We start from the raw sequence: 17,467 nt of genomic DNA, 5'->3' as shown, positions 1-17,467 counted from the left end.
GGTAACTGACTTATACTAATGAATGTAAATTTGTAATCAATTCAAAGGTGTTCATCTTATTTTTTCACTACAGGAATTTGAATTTCTGTTACTTGCTCCTCTGGATTTTCTGTTACAGACCAATCAATCAATCCAATCTCAATCGAATCTCCATGTACTTCGTAACCTGCTTTATCAATGTATGTAAGTAACTCCTTGTACGTTGCATCTGTTTCTTCATACGGTCCATGATGATAAGAGCAAGCATATAAACCTTCTTTAATTTCATCTGAAGTATGCACTTCATACGGCATATAATCCAAAAGAATAAATACACTGCTATATGCTTGAAACTCATTTTGCATTAATCCTTTTTTCGCAACAGTTACACCAATATCTCCAGAAAATAAACTATCATCCATTTGCCTCATATTTTTTTGTAACGAATGAATGTAGTACTCAAACATATCATCCGTCGTATTTGGAGCAACCGCAATTGCTGTAATTTTTCGCTGCGGAATCTCTTTAATTACCATTTGTTCAGCTTTTGCTTTTGTTGCTTTCTTAATTAAATGAATTCTATGCTCCATTTTCGCCAAAGCATACTCAATTTCTCTTTGTTTCTTCAGCATCATCTCTTGTTGTTTTTCCAGTAAATTGAGTGCGTATGCTGGATTTCTTTCATCAATATATTTCTTAATTTCCTTTAACGGAATATTTAACTGGCGTAAAAATTTAATCGTATCTAACAGTGAAAATTGATCGATTGTATAATAACGATAATTCGTTTGAGGATCCACAATGGACGGATGAAAAATTCCTTTTTCATCATAATACCTTAATGTAGATTCTGCGATATTATGCATTTTCGCCATTTCTCCAATTGTAAAACGTTTATTTAATAACATCTTTTATTTCCTTCCATTTCTATTTATTTCATTATATGTTCATTCTCTCTTCAAAACAAAAAAGAATTCCCATACGAGAATTCTTTTTTACTATTAAACCTCTATTATTATAGGAAGAATCATCGGCTTTCGTTTTGTATTTGTATATATATACTTCCCTAATGCTTCTCTTACCTCCCTTTTCAAAATACCCCAGCTATTCACATTCTCTTTCTTTAAATTATTAATCGTAATAACAGCTAATTTATTTAATTCTCTTAGAAATTCTTCTGAATCACGGACATAGACAAATCCACGAGAAATAATATCTGGACCTGAAATTATTTCTCCATCCACTTTATTAAAAGTAATAACTATAACGAGCATTCCATCTTCTGAAAGTTGTTTACGATCACGTAATAATGCATTTCCAACATCTCCAATTCCTAATCCATCTACATATATATTTCCTGCCTGTATTCTTCTAGATTGAATTGCCACTTCATTACTTATATCTACAACATCTCCATTACGTACAATAAAGATATTTTCCTTTTCAATACCAATTGATTCTGCTAACAAACTATGGTGGTGTAGCATTCTAAACTCTCCATGAATTGGAATAAAATATTTTGGCTTCATTAATGTAAGCATTAACTTCAACTCTTCTTGATATGCATGACCGGATACATGCACTCCAGTAGAACTACCTGATCCGTAAATCACCTTTGCTCCTAATGCAAATAAATTATCGATAATTCGAGAAACGTTACGTTCATTTCCTGGGATAGGGGTCGCGGCTATAATAACCGTATCTTCTGGTAAAATATCCACTTGTCTATAGTTTCCACTAGCTAAACGCGCTAAAGCTGCCATTGGTTCTCCTTGACTTCCTGTACAAAGTATTGCAACCTGCTTTGGATCTAAACGATTTACCTCATTTGCTTCAATCAACATACCTTCTGGAATATGTAAATAACCTTTCTCTAGAGCAACCTCTACTACATTTACCATACTTCTCCCTAGCAAAGCTAGTTTTCGATTTGTTTTTATACATGCTTCAACTATTTGCTGAACACGATTCACATTAGAAGCAAACGTAGAAATAATTACTTTTCTATTTGCTTTCATAAATATTTCCTCTATCCGTTCTCCTACTGACCTTTCTGATGGAGTAAAACCTGGGCGTTCTGCATTTGTACTTTCAGATAATAAAGCTAGTACACCTTCACTTCCTATTTTAGCCATTTTATGAATATCAGGATGTTGATTATTTACTGGTGTTAAATCAAATTTAAAATCACCTGTATGTACTACAGTACCTTCTGGTGTATGAAAAACAATACCGAGACAATCCGGAATACTGTGGTTCGTTTTAAAAAAAGTTGCCTTAATAGAACCACAATCAATTTCTGATTCTGAATGAATAACGATTAATTCCGTATCATTTTGAAGATTGTGTTCCTTTAATTTAATTTCAATTAAACCTAACGTTAACTTTGTTGCATAGATTGGTACATTTAGTTGTTTTAAAAAATATGGTATTCCGCCAATATGGTCCTCATGCCCGTGCGTTACTATTAAACCGCGAATTTTTTCTTTATTTTCTTGCAAATATGTGACGTCTGGAATTATTAAATCAATCCCTAATAAACTTTCATCTGGAAATTTAGATCCACAATCAATGACGACAATATCATTTTCATATTGGATAGCATACATATTTTTTCCTATTTCATTTACTCCACCTAAAGCAACAATAGACAAGTTATTTTTTAATGCCTTCAAATTATAAATCCTCCCTTTCACAGTTATAGTTCGTAAAATAGTATGTAGAATTTATTATTTGTAATGGAAAAGGACTTCATACTATTTTATACATATAAAATTCACACACTACTCTTACATCTATATCCCAATAAGACAGCTTCTTCCTCAAAAAGCTCCCATTTTTTCATTGATTTTTTATAAAATCTATTATATATTAATTACAGGTTCAAATTACAAGTTCAAAAGAACTTGTAATCAGACCCTTTTGTTTAATGGGTTTTACATATTTTCATTAGGCAAATTCCGAGAAATCGTATGATAAAATTAAAAATGACGAGGAGAGGATCAGATGGAATTCGAATTTTTCTTTCAAATTGCACTTATTTTATTAAGTACAAAGCTTGCTGGTGATCTTAGTGTTAGATTAGGTCAACCTTCTGTACTAGGTAAATTAATTGTCGGTATCGTTATCGGTCCAGCTGTATTAGGTTGGATTGAAAATTCAGAGCTTCTAACTCAATTAAGTAATGTCGGGGTTATTCTTTTAATGTTTATGGCTGGACTTGAAACAGACTTAGAAGAATTAAACGCAAATCGTAATTCTTCTTTAGCAGTTGCACTCGGAGGTATCATTCTTCCATTCGTAGGTGGTTACGTTTCCGGTCTTGTGATGGGAATGGAACAAGGAAACGCTGTATTCTTAGGATTACTTCTATGTGCGACAAGTGTTAGTATTTCCGTACAAACACTTCGTGATTTAGGTAAAATGAAAACACGTGAAAGTACGACGATGCTTGGAGCCGCTGTATTTGATGATATTCTTGTTGTTATTTTATTAGCATTTGCAATGAGCTTCTTAGGTACTGATGATGTTAACTTAACAATGGTTATCTTGAAGAAAGTAGTATTCTTCGCTTCTATTATTTTAATCGGATGGAAAGGTGTTCCTGCGATTATGCGCTGGTTATCACCACTGCGCGTATCTGAGTCTATCGTGAGCGCGGCTCTTATCATCTGTTTCTCATTCGCATATTTCGGCGAATTATTAGGAATTGCTGGTATTATCGGTGCTTTCGCTGCTGGTATTGCAATTTCTCAAACAAACTACAAACATGAAGTAGAAAAGAAAGTAGAACCAATTGCTTACGCTATGTTCGTTCCCGTATTCTTCGTTAGTATCGGTATGAATATTACATTTGACGGTATCGGCAATCAAATTTGGTTCATCTTAGCATTAACCGTTATCGCTGTATTAACGAAATTAATCGGCTGTGGATTCGGTGCACGAATGACTGGATTTGACGCTAAGTCTTCTGCAATTATCGGTGCTGGAATGGTTTCTCGTGGTGAAGTTGCACTTATCATCGCAGGAACAGGACTTTCTTCAGGTCTATTGGCACAAGATTACTTTACAGCAATCGTTATTGTCGTTATTTTAACTACAATGATTACACCACCAATGTTAAAATACACTTTTGGTGCAAAAGATAAAGCAATGAAAGCAAGTAAATAAATTTACTATAATAAAAGGAGATTGCTATTTTATAAGATAGCAATCTCCTTTTTGTTTTATCTTTAAACAATCCCGTTCTTTTTTAACCATTTTTCAAAAATAATTCGTGCTTCATCATCATTAATATCATTACTAAATGAATACACCTTAATACCATAATCATCTATATATTCACCCAATTTCATTTCCTCCACTTTCTTATAAAAATCGTCTGCCTCATAGTGCGGAATATAAGCATCCCAAACTGGTTCATTTATTCTTTTGTACGCCGTCACTTCTAAATCATATCCGTCTTCATAATATCCGATGTGATAATGTTTGTTAGGATCATATTTCTCCATTAAAAGTCCCCTCCTACTAAACAAGAGCGAGCCTTATATTACAGCTCGCTCCTCTCTCTATTTATTAAATACGCTCCATCGCTGTCTTCAACGTTCCAACAACGAAAGCAATCTCTTCACTTGAAATAACAAGAGGCGGCGCTAATGTTAAAACGTTATTATATCCTGCTGTTGTCATACCGTTTCGTCCTATAATTAAGCCCTTTTCTTTACAAGCATTTACAACACTTGCTATTTTATCATTATCAATTGGCTCTTTCGTCTCTTTATCATTTACTAATTCAATCCCAACTAATAGACCTTTTCCTCTAATATTCCCAACAAGTGGATGTTCCCCAATTTCATCTTTTAGTTGCTCTAATAAAAGGGAACCCATTTGTGCAGATCGCTCAATTAAATTTTCATTTTCCATAATCTCTAAATTTTTAAGTGCTAATGCACAAGCTGCTGGATTTCCACCAAATGTATTAATATGGCGGAAAAATTCATATTCTCCTTTACCTTTAAAAGCCTCATATATTTCTTTTTTCACAGCTGTTGCAGATAATGGTAAATATGCGCTCGTAATACCTTTTGCCATTGTAATAATATCTGGCTTCACATCATAATTCATAAATCCGAATGCTTTTCCTGTACGTCCAAAACCGCAAATCACTTCATCACTAATAAGCAAGGCACCGTGTTTTTGACACGTCTCATGAACAGCTTTCATATAGTCTTGTGGTGGCATTAATATGCCCCCGCCTGTAATAATAGGTTCCATAATAAACGCAGCAATTGTTTCACTTAATTCCCACGTCATAACACGATCGACTTCTTTCACACATTCTACATCATAAATATGCTGCCCTTCAATTTCAGGCATACGGTAACAATCCGGTGGTGTTACATGTAAAAAACCTGAAGCAAACGGCTCATATTGATATCTACGCTGCGCTTGTCCCGTCGCTGCCATTGTCGCCATTGTATTCCCGTGATACCCACGGTAACGTGACATAAATTTATAACGATGTGGTTCACCTTTTTGAGCATAGTATTGTCTTGCTATTTTAAAAGCTGTTTCGTTCGCTTCTGAACCACTATTTGAGAAGAAAATAACATACTCTCCCCCAAGCCACTCATTTAACTTTTCAGCAAGCTTTATAGCTGGCTCATGGGATTGTGACATTGGAAAGTATGATAATGTTTGTAATTGCTTATAAGCCGCTTCTGCGAGCTCTTTTCTTCCATATCCACTATTGACACACCAAAGGCCACTCATACCATCTAAATATCTTTTTCCTTGTATATCTTCAACCCAGCACCCTTCAGCTTTTGCCCCTACCATTGTACTATTTGGACTAAAGGGACGCATTCCGTGCCAAACATATTGCTCATCTTTTGCTAATAATTCATCAGTTTGCTTCGTTTTCATCATTACTTCCACCTTCCATAACAACTTATTTTTCACAAAAGCTGCGCTGGTACCATGATGACTTAAATTTCTCCCTGCTATTTTCATTCCACAAAATTAAGACAAATCCTACTTACAAATCAGTAATATTTACAAGAAAATGACAAAAGAAAAAAGAGCTTTTCTTATCTATCGAAAAGCTCCTCTTTTATTTAATGTGAAGACGCATCGCTAATACCGTGACCAGTATTAGATTTCACGAGAATTTCATCAAATTTCGCTGCATCTTCTTTCTTACTAGATAAAACAGTTCCTAAATATGCTGCAAGAAATCCGAGCGGAATTGAAATAATTCCTGGTGTCGTATATGGGAATAACGCTTCCCCAACAAAAATAGCTTTTCCAGCTACAGGGTTCCAAACATTCGGACTCAACGCTACGAGAACAATAGCTGATACGAGACCTACAATCATACCAGAAATAGCACCCGTTGTATTAAAACGCTTCCAATATATTGTAAATAAAATCACTGGTAGATTTGCACTCGCTGCAACTGCAAATGCTAATGATACTAAAAATGCTACGTTTAATGTTTGGGCAAATAATGCAAGTATGATAGATAGTATCGCTACTCCAATAGATGCATAACGAGCCATGGATACTTGCTCTTTTTCCGTTGATTTTCCTTTACGAATGATTTCATTATAAAAATCATGAGCGAATGCTGATGCTGCTGTTAATACAAGACCTGCCACTACAGCCAAAATCGTTGCAAAAGCAATTGCTGATACGAAAGCAAATAAGAAGTCTCCACCTAACGCTTTGGCTAATAAAGGTGCCGCCATATTACCAGCTGGGTTTGCTTTAATAATCGCTTCATTTCCTACAAACGCTGCCGCACCAAATCCTAAGAAAATCGTCATAATATAAAATGCACCAATTAACCACGTCGCATATACGACAGATTGACGTGCAGTTTTTGCATCACGTACTGTAAAAAAGCGGACAAGTATATGTGGTAATCCAGCTGTACCAAGTACTAGTCCTAAATTTAAAGAAAGTGTATCAAGACCATCCTTATACTTTACACCTGGATTTAAAAATGAATCTTTTAAAGGTGTAGCTGTTTTCATTTGAGCGAACATTTCAGTCACACTGAAGTTGAATTTTGCGAAAACGATAACAGAAATAATAAAAGTACCAGCCATAAGTAATACAGCCTTTACAATTTGTACCCAGCTCGTTGCTGTCATACCACCAAAAATAACATACACCGTCATAAGTGTTCCAACGATTAATACAGATGTCGTATATTCAATCCCTAATAATAATTTAATAAGTGCACCCGCGCCAACTAATTGTGCAATCATATAAAAAATAGAAATCGTCATCGTATTAAGAGCTGCAACTCCGCGAACTTTTTTCGCATCAAAGCGTGCTGCAATCATATCCGCCAAAGTGTACTTTCCTAAATTTCTAAGCGGTTCTGCAACAAGATATAGTACAACTAGATAAGCAACTAAAAAACCGATACTATAAAAGAATCCATCAAACCCAGTTAATGCGATTGCTCCAGCTATACCGAGAAATGAAGCAGCAGACATGTAATCTCCAGCAATGGCCAGACCATTTTGCCAACCAGTTAATCCCCCTCCAGCCGTATAAAATTCACTCGCATTTTTCGTTTTTTTCGATGCAAAATAGGTTATGACGAGCGTACCAAGAACAATAATTAAAAATAGTGCAAATGCAGTAGTATTCAAGTTCAGCCCCTCCCTTTTTGCATATCTTGCAGAATTTTTCGGGAGATTTCATCAAATGATTCTGCTTTTTTGCTATAAATCATACATAGTGCCCATGTCATGATAAATTGGGAAAAAGCAAATACCCACGCCCATGTAACGTCTCCAAATGCAGGTGTATTAAGCACCTTTGAATACGATGTTAGAATAGGTAATGCGATAAAAAAACTAAAAAAGAAAATACTCATTGGAATGATAAACTTCTTTTTCGTATTTAATAACAATTGAAATTCTTCCGACTGAACGACCTCTGTATAATTCACCTCATTTTGCAACTTACGTGCTGACGTATCGTCTCGTTTCATTAACCGATCCCCTCTCTTACTTGAAATACACTTCCCCCTTGCATACCTAAAGACTAAATTTTATAAATATTCAGAAACTTATATTCATTTTAGACAATCCATGCATTCATGCAAAGATTTTTTGATAGACATTTTTCGGCAATTTCCCCTAAATTTTTAATATACTTTTTCAAAATAAAGTGACACTTTACTTATTTATCCTCATTAAGACAAAAGCAGTGCTTAACGCACTACTTTTGTCTTTTTTTCCTTTTCTAAATTACGAGCCGTTTCGCTTAGCTCAACATCTTTTCCGTCTTTCAGTGTTCCAAATATAAAATCGAATACTGGATTTGAAACACCAAACCAAAACTTTTCATTTTTATAATGGTGTAATATATGTTGTTTTTTTAGCCATCTTCCAAACTTAGTGACGGGACGAATCGGTCTATGAGCAATATAATGTTTCCATTCGTAAACAAGCAGCATAATAATCATTCCGATTCCAAATGAAAGTGTAATAGTAACACTTTTTGTAATACCATATGCTATAAGTAAATATATAGTAAAACTAGGTATACTAAACCATACAGGTAAAAACAAAAGTTTTAAATCATCTGGATATACGTGGTGATCATAATGCAACCTTCTTAACATTTTTAATAGAAATGTGTTTTTAGGTGGCTTTATATGGAATAAAAAACGATGTGTCATATATTCATTAAGTGTATAGAAAACAATCCCAAACATACATGCTAACATGCCAAACCACGTAAAAAATTGCATTTTTAAAATAATAATGAAAACAAATAGAATGCTATACATAATAACGATATCATGTTGTAAAAAGAACTCTTTTCCCACTTTCTTCATCTTGTTTCCCCCTTTTCCAAAAAAACAGCCGCAACATATCGTTACGACTATTTCTTTTCTATTCTTATTCTATTCACTTTACAAATTTGCCTGCTGTTCTATTGTCGAGAAAAAATTGTTTGGTCCAAATATATTTTGCTTCGGAATAATATGTTCCACTGCAAACACTGTTACTTCTCCTCTTTGCACTTCTCCAATAATGAGCCCAAATATTTCATGATTTACTGCAAACGTCGGTTGCTTTGTTTGTAACAATCTTGCAGCATTATGAAATACCGCTTCATATAGTGGATTTCTATCAGTAATTTCTTTTCGGATTTTTGGCGCTAACGTAATTATAATTTCTTTTCCGTCAATAGTGGTTCGATACATAAAAATCTCCCCTTCAATCTTATGTGAACAACTGTAAAGCTTTGTATGCAAAATGTATAGAGTAACCTACTAAAATAATACCTGCTCCGGCTGTTATGTAGCCAAGCGCTTTTGGTTTTAATAAGGTTCTTCCAAAATGTACAGAAAAAGCAATATTTAAATTCCATAAAATAATACCAACAATAATGCAAAGACTGTACAAAAAAGCTTCTTGTTTCGTTACCTTCGTAAGTAATGAGCTAAGTGTACTTCCGTATATACCAAACCAAAAAACAAGATTTAATGGATTGGATATCGCAATTAAAAATCCTGCCATAAACGATTGCTTAAGGCCACCTACCTCTTCTTTTTTATATTCCATATTCGAGTCGAAAATTCCTTGTTTTACACTTTGAAATCCTAAATAAAATAACAAGAAAAAACCCGTGCAATACATGAAGGCTTGTACATATGTATACATAAACACAGAAGATAAACCGAAATAAATGAGAAGCATAAATAAAACATCTGCAGTCATTCCACCAATTCCAACAACCCAAGCGTGCCAAAACCCACGTTCAATTCCTCGTTTTAACATTTCAATATTAATCGGCCCTACTGGCGCAGCTAATGATATACCTAATACGATTTGCTGTATAATTGCTCCAAACATCGCTCTATCCTTTCTACTCTCTTTACTACTAGTTAATGATGTAATTTGAAAAAATAGACTAGCTTTCATAATAAAATACCCTTTTTTATCCAAAATATACAAAAGAGCCATCTAGGTGATGGCTCTTACTTTTCTATCCTATGAAGAAAAGGACATTTCCCTTTTATTGGCTCTACATCGTCTCCTATGAAATATTGTTTCCATTCACGATGCTCTGGGTCACCATAATGACTAATGTTAGGATGTTTCGGCAATTGATCCCACTTTTCAACTCGCTCACGAACCATTTGTCTTGAATATGCTCCTTTAGGACGATCTCCCTCTAATCCATCAAAAATAGTGCGTGGCTGAAACCCAATAACGAGAGAATTCCCTAAATGTCTAGTTTTTCGTTGTTTATAAGCTGGCGCATTTCCAAATGCGAATATTGGCTCACCACCAAATGAAAATTCCCATAAATAATGGTCTGGATCTTCAGGAATTTGCTTTGGCCATGCTTGATTATCGTTTTCATGTAAATACTGTAACACTTTCCAAAAGGAATCACGGTAATATTCGAGTGGCTGTTCTTCACATTCCGGTTCTACAAAAAGGAAAAAGCCCCTTCTTACAATCGGCCTCTCTTTCATTAACTCTAAAAAAGATAACATTGTATGTGGTAAATGACTCCAATCATTATGAGAAAGAAATGAATAACGAAGTTCATTCTTTTTCAAAGCTGTTAAACCGAAATAACATGGAAAAGTTGGTTCTAACACAACATTTGAAAAAATCTCAAATTCTTTTGCAACCCAATCCGGTATGTCGGTTCTCGTTCTCATTCCTTCATTATCTAATAAGTAAGACTTATTCATTCTTTCACCTCATTATGTATAATAGCATTCAATTAAGAATATTATATACTCAGCCTGTCCTATACCTATTTAAAAATTTGACTGAAAAATTATTTAAAAATACAAAAAAATAAAATCGCTTACTTGACTAAATTCTCCCAATTCGTGTATATTTAAATTAATCATTTAGCAGAATATTCAAGAATATAGCATTTTTAGTTTATATTATTTTTTTAAAATGAATTTCACTAAATGAAAATAGTAAACGCTTTTAGGAGGAATTGTAACATGCAAGGAAAAGTAAAATGGTTTAACAACGAAAAAGGTTTTGGATTTATCGAAATGGAAGGCGCTGACGATGTATTCGTACATTTCTCTGCTATTCAAGGCGACGGCTACAAAGCTTTAGAAGAAGGTCAAGAAGTATCTTTCGACATTACTGAAGGTAACCGCGGACCTCAAGCTGCTAACGTAGTAAAACTTTAATCCAACATATAACAGGAGGTTACCTTACTTGGTAACCTCCTTTGTTATTCCTTTGTATATTTCCGTTTTACAGAGCAAAAACTATGTGAAATGCGCACTATACAAAGGAGGAATTATTAATGGGATCAGAAGTAAATGATTTTGAAGAAGTGAAATTCCGTGTAGAAACAGCACAAAAAATGGTAGGATCAGCAACAATTTCAATGGATCCAGATACATTAGAACATGCTACTACTGCTGTAGAAGCAGCTCGCTCTCAGCTTGAAATTATGAAATCTGTTGCAACTGATTTAGATGAGCCATTTTTAATGAATGAGGAAAAAAAATTAAATAAATGTGAGCATCAACTAAACGAAGCAAGACACTAAAAAACATCCAGAGAATTTTCTCTGGATGTTTTTTCATGACAACTGTTCCCCATACTTTTTCAATGTTTCTCCCACTGTACATTGCCTTATACAAAATGAATGAGCGTAATACTTACTATTTGTCTTTCGATTATGTTCTCGCAAAAAACATCCTTCACAATACGTTTCTAATAAGTCATTTACCTCTGTAATGAGTTGCTTTTTATCCACCTTTGCACCTCTCTATTCGGTTATTTCTTTATGACTATCAATACTTGTTCCTTCTAATGCTTGCGTAGCTAATTGATGTGCTTCTTTATTTTGTTTTCTAGATATCGGCTCACATATAAGTTTTAATTTCATTTGCTTCGCCTTTTGCTCAATTTGGTCTAAATAATGATTTAAATGTTCATCATAACAAGGCCATTCTCCGGCTAATTGCTGCAGTACCACTTGTGAGTCTCCGCGAAGTGTAACTGCTTCATACTTAATCCCTAGTTCCTCGAGTATATTCATACCGTATAATAATGATGCATATTCCGCTTCATTATTATCATATATACCTTCTATATATGCATTGCGGCGAATGCGGTAGTTTGTATTTCCTTTTTTATAATACACACATATACCAACGCCAGCTTCTTTCGTTTGCACATCATACCCCCCATCAAAATAAACGAGTATTTCTTGGGGCTCTTCCTCTACTTGCTTACTTAACTTTTTCATCTCTTTTAATGACCATTCTGCGTCCATTTCATCGTAAAATAAAAGTTCCTTAGCTCTTCCTGTTTTCTCAAAATCCTCTGCAAATTGAAGTACTTCTTCTATGTTCATATACTCTGTTGTTAATTCCGTCTGCAATCCACGCTTCGTTTTATACAACCAATGAATTTTATATTTCATACTACATTCCCCTTATGTAAGACTTCTTATATATATCCGGCTAATTGAAGCCTCACTTTATTTTATTATATTTTATCTAGAGTCACAGCATTATATTCAATATGATTACATACAAAAAGAGCTATCCCTATAGGAATAGCTCTTTCATCTATTACATAAATCTTTCAAATTGTACTCGCTTATTAATCCAGTACATTACAGGCATACCGATCGCCATGACAACAAATTCACCAATTGCACAAGTTAACCAAGACAACATAAATGGTAAACCCAATGCAAGATGAAGTTCAATTGCAATCATAAACATTGTAATTGTAAAGATAACTGTATTAAAAATCATACGAGCCCAAACACCTTTAATAAATCGCATAGAAATAATCGTTGCAACTAACGCAAGAATAGATTGCCCTACTCCAAATACTAAATCGTAAGCGATCATAGGTGAGAAAAAGAGATTCGTTAAAAATACACCTAATACAATTCCGTAAATTGCTTTCTTGTTAAATACAACGAGATGATTAAACATCTCTGAAATACGAAATTGTACATTCGTAAAGCCAAATGGCTGAATAAGCATAGAAACAGCAATATATAATGCCGCTAAAATACCATTACCGACTAAAGTTCTAATATTCATGACAAAATCTCCTTAGTTTTTTTACGTGGGATGGTTTCGAACCACGTTATTCGTTTTTTAAGCAACAAGATTATATTTTACGTGGTAGCCCCTCTTTCGTCAATAGATTCCTATCATAAACTACCTTTTTCCTTTTAGACAACGTATAATGAAACATATGAAAGATTTAGGAGGTTTCACTTCATGACAGCAACAATTCAAAATGAAAAAGTGATCGTTTCCATTTCTGACAAAGGTGCAGAATTACAGAGCGTTCGCTTAAAAGAAGACAACACAGAATATTTATGGCAAGGTGATTCTACTTATTGGGGACGCCGTGCACCAATTTTGTTCCCAATTGTCGGCCGATTAGTAGATAATACATACTACGTAGACGGTAAACCATATTCATTAACACAACACGGTTTCGCTCGTGATCTTACTTTCTCTGTGAAAGAACAAAGCGAAACAAAAATCACTTATATCGTTACTAGTAATGAAGAAACATTAAAAAAATACCCATACGAATTCGAATTACTCGTTTCTTATGAGCTAAATGGACAAAGCGTTCATATAACATATGAAGTAAACAATCCTACTTCAAAAGAGATGTTCTTCTCAATCGGAGCACATCCTGGATTCAACTTCCCTTTATTGGACGGTGAATCATTTACAGATTATCACTTATCGTTTAATGGTTCGGAACGCTTAGAAACAAGCGTATTAGAAGGACCTTATCTTTCAAACAAAAAGCAATTAATCGCTGAAAATACGACTGAATTGCCACTTACATATGATTTATTCAAAAATGATGCACTTATTTTTGAACATATGAATACGAATGAAATTTCGATTCGTTCTCATAAACATAATAAATTTGTAAAAGTAGAATTTGATGGATTCCCATTTGTTGGCGTATGGACACCAGGGGATAACGCACCTTTCTTATGTATTGAACCTTGGTATGGCATCGCTGATGAAGTAAATCCAGCAAAAGATTTCAAGAACAAAAAGGGAATTCAATCTTTACAAGCGAATGAAACATTTACATGTCGTTACAGCATCACAATCGGATAACTACTCTATCCCCTACTTCAAAAAAATATTTAAGTAGGGGATCATCTTATAATTTGGAGGTTTCTCATTTTGATTGAAGTATATATTGATGGTGCATCAAAAGGAAATCCTGGTCCTTCTGGTGCAGGAGTGTTTATTAAAGGCGTTCAGCCACCTGTACAATTATCAGTACCACTTGGAACAATGTCCAATCATGAAGCAGAATACCGCGCTTTACTTTTAGCATTAAAATATTGCATCGAGCATAATTATAGCACTGTCTCTTTTCGTACAGATTCGCAGCTTGTTGAGCGGGCTGTTGAAAAGGAATACGCAAAAAATAAAATATTTGCACCTCTTTTAGATGAAGCACTGCAGTACATAAAAAACTTCGATCTCTTTTTTATTAAGTGGATTCCAAGTAGTCAAAATAAAGTAGCTGATGAATTAGCTAGAAAAGCTATCTTACAAAATTAACGGGGGTATGAGTGTGAAAAAAGAGTGGATTGCTCCTCTTGCTTTATTATTTGTCTCTTTTATTTGGGGAGCTACGTTTGTTGTCGTTCAAAACGCTATGTCTTTCGTTGGTCCATTTACGTTTAATGGTATTCGCTTTTTATTCGCTGGAATTATTTTATTATTCGTTCAAATTATTTTCTCACAGAAAACTTCAAAACAAGAATTAAAACATAGTAGTTTAGCTGGATTAATGGTTGGGTTCTTCTTATTTGTCGGCTATTTATTACAAACATTTGGCTTACTTTATACAACTTCTTCAAAAGCAGGTTTCTTAACTGGGCTAAGCATTGTTATGGTCCCAATCTTATCATTTATCTTTTTAAAACAAAAAGCCACCATTTTCATCGTACTTGGTATTGCTGTAGCTACAACAGGTTTGTACTTATTAACAGCTGCTGATTCTTTCCAATTAAATATAGGAGATATACTTGTTCTTGGTTGTGCAGTCGCTTTCGCTGCCCATATTCTTATTAACGGCTTCTTTTCTAAAAAAATATCACCTTTATTATTAAGCACATCTCAAGTATTAGCTGTTGGTATATTTTCTTCTATTTGCGCTTTCTTGTTTGAAGATTGGGAAAAGTTATTTTCAGTATCACTATGGACGAATCAATCCTTTTTATTCGCACTCTTTCTAACTGCCCTGTTTGCAACATCTATTGCTTTTTTCATTCAAACATCGGCACAAAAACACACTTCTCCAACGAGAGTAGCAATTATTTTCGCAATGGAGCCCGTTTTTGCTGCATTAACAGGCGTTCTCGTTGCAAATGAACAACTTTCTATTTCTGCTATTATCGGATGTCTATGTATTTTTCTAGGCATGATTTTTGTTGAATTACCTTCCAAAACAAAAAAAGAAGCGCAGGCTGCGTGAAGTTACGCTTGTAACTTCCGCATAAAAGCCTTAGCGCTTTTTTTATCTGTAATTTCTTCCTCTTTCAATCGTTCTAATAACGCAACGAAATAACTACCATCAAACTGCAATTGATGTTTAATTGTGGCTTCTATTGCTGCGTTCACAATCCCATCAGACGCACCAGTATATCCTTGTCCAAACATAATAAACCCTTGTGCTTCCTCTGATAATTTAAATCCTTTCGTATGTAAGAATGAAAGATAATCTTCTACTGTTTGCATGTTATTCCCACCTACTCAAAAATTCTCCATCTCCTATCATACATGTTTTTACACGCTATGAGAATGAAATTTCTTTGACAACTTTGTAAATCAATCTTCTACTTCGCTTACAATGGAGGATTTTCTAACAATCTGAAGGAATATGTACAGTGGAACTTATTTCATATTAAAGGGGAGACACGATGAAACAAGCACTATTAATTATTGACGCTCAGCAAGAATTAATTGATGGAAATGAGCAAGAAAATGAAGTTTTTCGTAAAACCGAGCTATTATCTACACTAAATATAGCCCTGCAGAAAGCAATAGATTCAAATGCCCTTATTGTTTTCGTAAGAGATATCGATGTTGCTTCTGGTAGTGGCGAAGGATTTGAAGTACATAATCAAATTCAAATACCTCAGTCTGCAATCTTTATTAATAAAGCAGCAACCAATTCATTCTACGGCACTTCTTTACTTGAACTTTTAAAAGAAGAAAACATTAATCATATTGTTATAGGCGGATGTAAAACAGAACATTGCATTGACACTGCAGTTAGAGCAGCAACTGTACAAGGATTTGACGTTACATTAATTAAAAACGGTCATTCAACAACTGATTCTAACGTATTGTCTGCAGAACAAATTATTAGTCATCACAATAAAACTTTACACGGTCATTATAACGTTGATCATTTTTCTATGGTGAGAGATATCGAGGAAGACCTCTTTCAGCCGACTCATGATCAATATCGTGATTAGCGAAAAAGAATCCTTCATTCAGAAGGATTCTTTTTCACCCAAAAATTTGTGCTGCAATGCTATATAGCTCATTATTCCTTTTTAATAATTGACCGCTATTTTTCATCATAATTGGTGGTGTATTCACCTTTTTAAAACCAGCAATCTCTAATACTTTCATAAAATCTTTCTTTCCTTCTAGTACATCAATTCTTAATTTACCATTATGCCCTTTTGCTAAATCATGTACAATTCTCATTGCCATCTCATCATTTTTAGCAACAACCGGCCCTATTATCTTATTTTCTGGTGTTTGTATGCTTAAACCGTAACCTAATACATTTTGTTCCTTGTCCTTTACAACGATACACTGTTCACTTTGCATAATTCTTTTCTTTAAAAACTCTTTTCTATTTGTTCCAAACGCATATTCATCTATTTTTATTATTTTTTCTAAATCACCCTCTTCATAATTCATCACATAATCTTCATTTCTTACACAATAATCTTTCGCATTGTATGAGTTACATATGTATTTAGAAACATAACTTACTGCCCTAAATCCTAACTTTTCATATAAAGGTTTCCCTTCATCCGTAGCAATAAGCATAATTGGAGTATGAGCTGATACGCTTTTAACGCACGCTTCCGTTATTATCTTTCCAATCCCTCTCCCCTTATAATCTGGATGTACAATCACCATTCCGATAGATGCTAATTTCTCCCCATATAATATTATTGCCGCGCTAGCTATTAGTTCCTCTTTCTCATTCCAAACACCGTATACAATCCCTGCGTTAAAAATAGTCTCAATTTCTTCTCTGTTATAATCCCAACCAATATAAGAAGATAATGATACAATATTGCCTATTTGTTCTTCCCTAAGACGCTCCAACCTAATTTCTAATTCACTCATACTCCATCCCCTTATCTAGACATTTAAATCATTATTACGAAATCAACTTGTACATGTTTCCCT

22 protein-coding genes and 1 riboswitch are annotated in these 17,467 nt (G+C 34.2%); of the genes, 7 read left to right on the top strand and 15 right to left on the bottom strand.

Translation table 11 applies throughout. The features are described 5' to 3' along the window. Positions 1–56: 56 nt before the first annotated feature. Both MR112_RS02055 and MR112_RS02050 read right to left on the bottom strand, forming a co-directional pair. Positions 57–887 (bottom strand): MerR family transcriptional regulator, encoded by an 831-nt coding sequence (locus tag MR112_RS02055; protein ID WP_000925934.1) that lies wholly within the window; start codon positions 885–887, stop codon positions 57–59. Between the two features lie 93 nt (positions 888–980). Continuing rightward, on the bottom strand, positions 981–2,654 hold the full coding sequence (locus MR112_RS02050; protein ID WP_000645618.1) for a ribonuclease J: 1,674 nt from the start codon (positions 2,652–2,654) through the stop codon (positions 981–983). Positions 2,655–2,985: 331 nt separating this feature from the next. Here MR112_RS02050 and MR112_RS02045 point away from each other — a divergent pair, with 331 nt between their 5' ends. Then, positions 2,986–4,149, top strand: a complete 1,164-nt coding sequence (locus tag MR112_RS02045) for a cation:proton antiporter (RefSeq protein ID WP_000393901.1) — start codon at positions 2,986–2,988, stop codon at positions 4,147–4,149. 62 nt (positions 4,150–4,211) lie between these two features. On the opposite strand, the gene MR112_RS02040 is transcribed toward MR112_RS02045, so the two are convergent. From MR112_RS02040 to MR112_RS02005, 8 genes are all read right to left on the bottom strand, one after another. Continuing rightward, positions 4,212–4,490, bottom strand: a complete 279-nt coding sequence (locus tag MR112_RS02040; RefSeq protein ID WP_119683167.1) for a DUF3986 family protein — start codon at positions 4,488–4,490, stop codon at positions 4,212–4,214. Positions 4,491–4,554: 64 nt separating this feature from the next. Beyond that, positions 4,555–5,904, bottom strand: a complete 1,350-nt coding sequence (locus MR112_RS02035) for an aspartate aminotransferase family protein (protein ID WP_000850962.1) — start codon at positions 5,902–5,904, stop codon at positions 4,555–4,557. 191 nt (positions 5,905–6,095) lie between these two features. Further along, positions 6,096–7,646, bottom strand: a complete 1,551-nt coding sequence (locus MR112_RS02030) for a solute symporter family protein (protein ID WP_001098239.1) — start codon at positions 7,644–7,646, stop codon at positions 6,096–6,098. Between the two features lie 2 nt (positions 7,647–7,648). Continuing rightward, positions 7,649–7,990: a DUF485 domain-containing protein gene (locus MR112_RS02025; RefSeq protein ID WP_000817366.1), complete on the bottom strand. Its 342-nt coding sequence runs from the start codon at positions 7,988–7,990 to the stop codon at positions 7,649–7,651. Positions 7,991–8,212: 222 nt separating this feature from the next. Then, on the bottom strand, positions 8,213–8,842 hold the full coding sequence (locus MR112_RS02020; RefSeq protein ID WP_000755401.1) for a sterol desaturase family protein: 630 nt from the start codon (positions 8,840–8,842) through the stop codon (positions 8,213–8,215). A 78-nt stretch (positions 8,843–8,920) separates the two neighbouring features. Further along, positions 8,921–9,214: a hypothetical protein gene (locus MR112_RS02015; RefSeq protein WP_000286361.1), complete on the bottom strand. Its 294-nt coding sequence runs from the start codon at positions 9,212–9,214 to the stop codon at positions 8,921–8,923. 19 nt (positions 9,215–9,233) lie between these two features. Continuing rightward, positions 9,234–9,977 carry a LysE family transporter gene (locus MR112_RS02010; RefSeq protein ID WP_001196841.1) on the bottom strand — a complete coding sequence of 248 codons (744 nt, stop codon included), beginning with the start codon at positions 9,975–9,977 and terminating at the stop codon, positions 9,234–9,236. Positions 9,978–9,991: 14 nt separating this feature from the next. Next, positions 9,992–10,720, bottom strand: a complete 729-nt coding sequence (locus tag MR112_RS02005; protein WP_001043767.1) for a YqcI/YcgG family protein — start codon at positions 10,718–10,720, stop codon at positions 9,992–9,994. 267 nt (positions 10,721–10,987) lie between these two features. On the opposite strand from MR112_RS02005, the gene cspB reads away from it, so the two are divergent. Both cspB and MR112_RS01995 read left to right on the top strand, forming a co-directional pair. Then, entirely contained in the window at positions 10,988–11,185 is a 198-nt protein-coding gene (cspB, locus tag MR112_RS02000; RefSeq protein WP_001161731.1) for a cold shock-like protein CspB, read from the top strand. Positions 11,186–11,304: 119 nt separating this feature from the next. Further along, positions 11,305–11,553 (top strand): DUF2564 family protein, encoded by a 249-nt coding sequence (locus MR112_RS01995; RefSeq protein WP_000534392.1) that lies wholly within the window; start codon positions 11,305–11,307, stop codon positions 11,551–11,553. A gap of 33 nt (positions 11,554–11,586) precedes the next feature. Here MR112_RS01995 and MR112_RS01990 read toward each other — a convergent pair whose 3' ends face one another. The 3 genes from MR112_RS01990 to MR112_RS01980 form a co-directional block, all read right to left on the bottom strand. After that, positions 11,587–11,763, bottom strand: coding sequence for a zinc-finger domain-containing protein (locus tag MR112_RS01990; protein ID WP_000358801.1), 177 nt, complete (start codon positions 11,761–11,763; stop codon positions 11,587–11,589). A 12-nt stretch (positions 11,764–11,775) separates the two neighbouring features. Continuing rightward, positions 11,776–12,435, bottom strand: coding sequence for a ribonuclease H family protein (locus tag MR112_RS01985; RefSeq protein ID WP_000875547.1), 660 nt, complete (start codon positions 12,433–12,435; stop codon positions 11,776–11,778). A 151-nt stretch (positions 12,436–12,586) separates the two neighbouring features. Further along, complete coding sequence (locus tag MR112_RS01980) at positions 12,587–13,072, bottom strand: QueT transporter family protein (protein WP_001026474.1); 486 nt, start codon at positions 13,070–13,072, stop codon at positions 12,587–12,589. 6 nt (positions 13,073–13,078) lie between these two features. Beyond that, positions 13,079–13,123, bottom strand: a riboswitch (PreQ1 riboswitch). Between the two features lie 132 nt (positions 13,124–13,255). Here MR112_RS01980 and MR112_RS01975 point away from each other — a divergent pair. The 3 genes from MR112_RS01975 to MR112_RS01965 all read left to right on the top strand — a co-directional run bounded on the left by MR112_RS01975 (position 13,256) and on the right by MR112_RS01965 (position 15,503). Next, on the top strand, positions 13,256–14,128 hold the full coding sequence (locus tag MR112_RS01975; RefSeq protein WP_000127417.1) for an aldose 1-epimerase family protein: 873 nt from the start codon (positions 13,256–13,258) through the stop codon (positions 14,126–14,128). A gap of 69 nt (positions 14,129–14,197) precedes the next feature. Next, positions 14,198–14,584 (top strand): reverse transcriptase-like protein, encoded by a 387-nt coding sequence (locus MR112_RS01970; RefSeq protein WP_000573880.1) that lies wholly within the window; start codon positions 14,198–14,200, stop codon positions 14,582–14,584. A gap of 13 nt (positions 14,585–14,597) precedes the next feature. Further along, positions 14,598–15,503, top strand: coding sequence for a DMT family transporter (locus MR112_RS01965; RefSeq protein ID WP_140335646.1), 906 nt, complete (start codon positions 14,598–14,600; stop codon positions 15,501–15,503). A gap of 2 nt (positions 15,504–15,505) precedes the next feature. Here MR112_RS01965 and MR112_RS01960 read toward each other — a convergent pair whose 3' ends face one another. After that, positions 15,506–15,766: a DUF6123 family protein gene (locus tag MR112_RS01960; RefSeq protein WP_001195212.1), complete on the bottom strand. Its 261-nt coding sequence runs from the start codon at positions 15,764–15,766 to the stop codon at positions 15,506–15,508. A 182-nt stretch (positions 15,767–15,948) separates the two neighbouring features. Between MR112_RS01960 and MR112_RS01955 the strand changes: the two genes are divergently transcribed. Then, entirely contained in the window at positions 15,949–16,509 is a 561-nt protein-coding gene (locus MR112_RS01955) for a cysteine hydrolase family protein (protein ID WP_025688374.1), read from the top strand. A 34-nt stretch (positions 16,510–16,543) separates the two neighbouring features. Here the strand turns inward: MR112_RS01955 and MR112_RS01950 are convergent, their stop codons facing one another. After that, positions 16,544–17,404, bottom strand: coding sequence for a GNAT family N-acetyltransferase (locus MR112_RS01950; RefSeq protein WP_163093194.1), 861 nt, complete (start codon positions 17,402–17,404; stop codon positions 16,544–16,546). Between the last annotated feature and the right edge of the window lie 63 nt (positions 17,405–17,467).

Origin of the sequence: Bacillus cereus group sp. BfR-BA-01330 (assembly GCF_022663885.1) — a bacterium.
Classification (GTDB): domain Bacteria; phylum Bacillota; class Bacilli; order Bacillales; family Bacillaceae_G; genus Bacillus_A; species Bacillus_A cereus.
The sequence above is the reverse complement of the archived record's forward strand: the minus strand, read 5'-3'. Positions and strand labels throughout refer to the sequence as shown.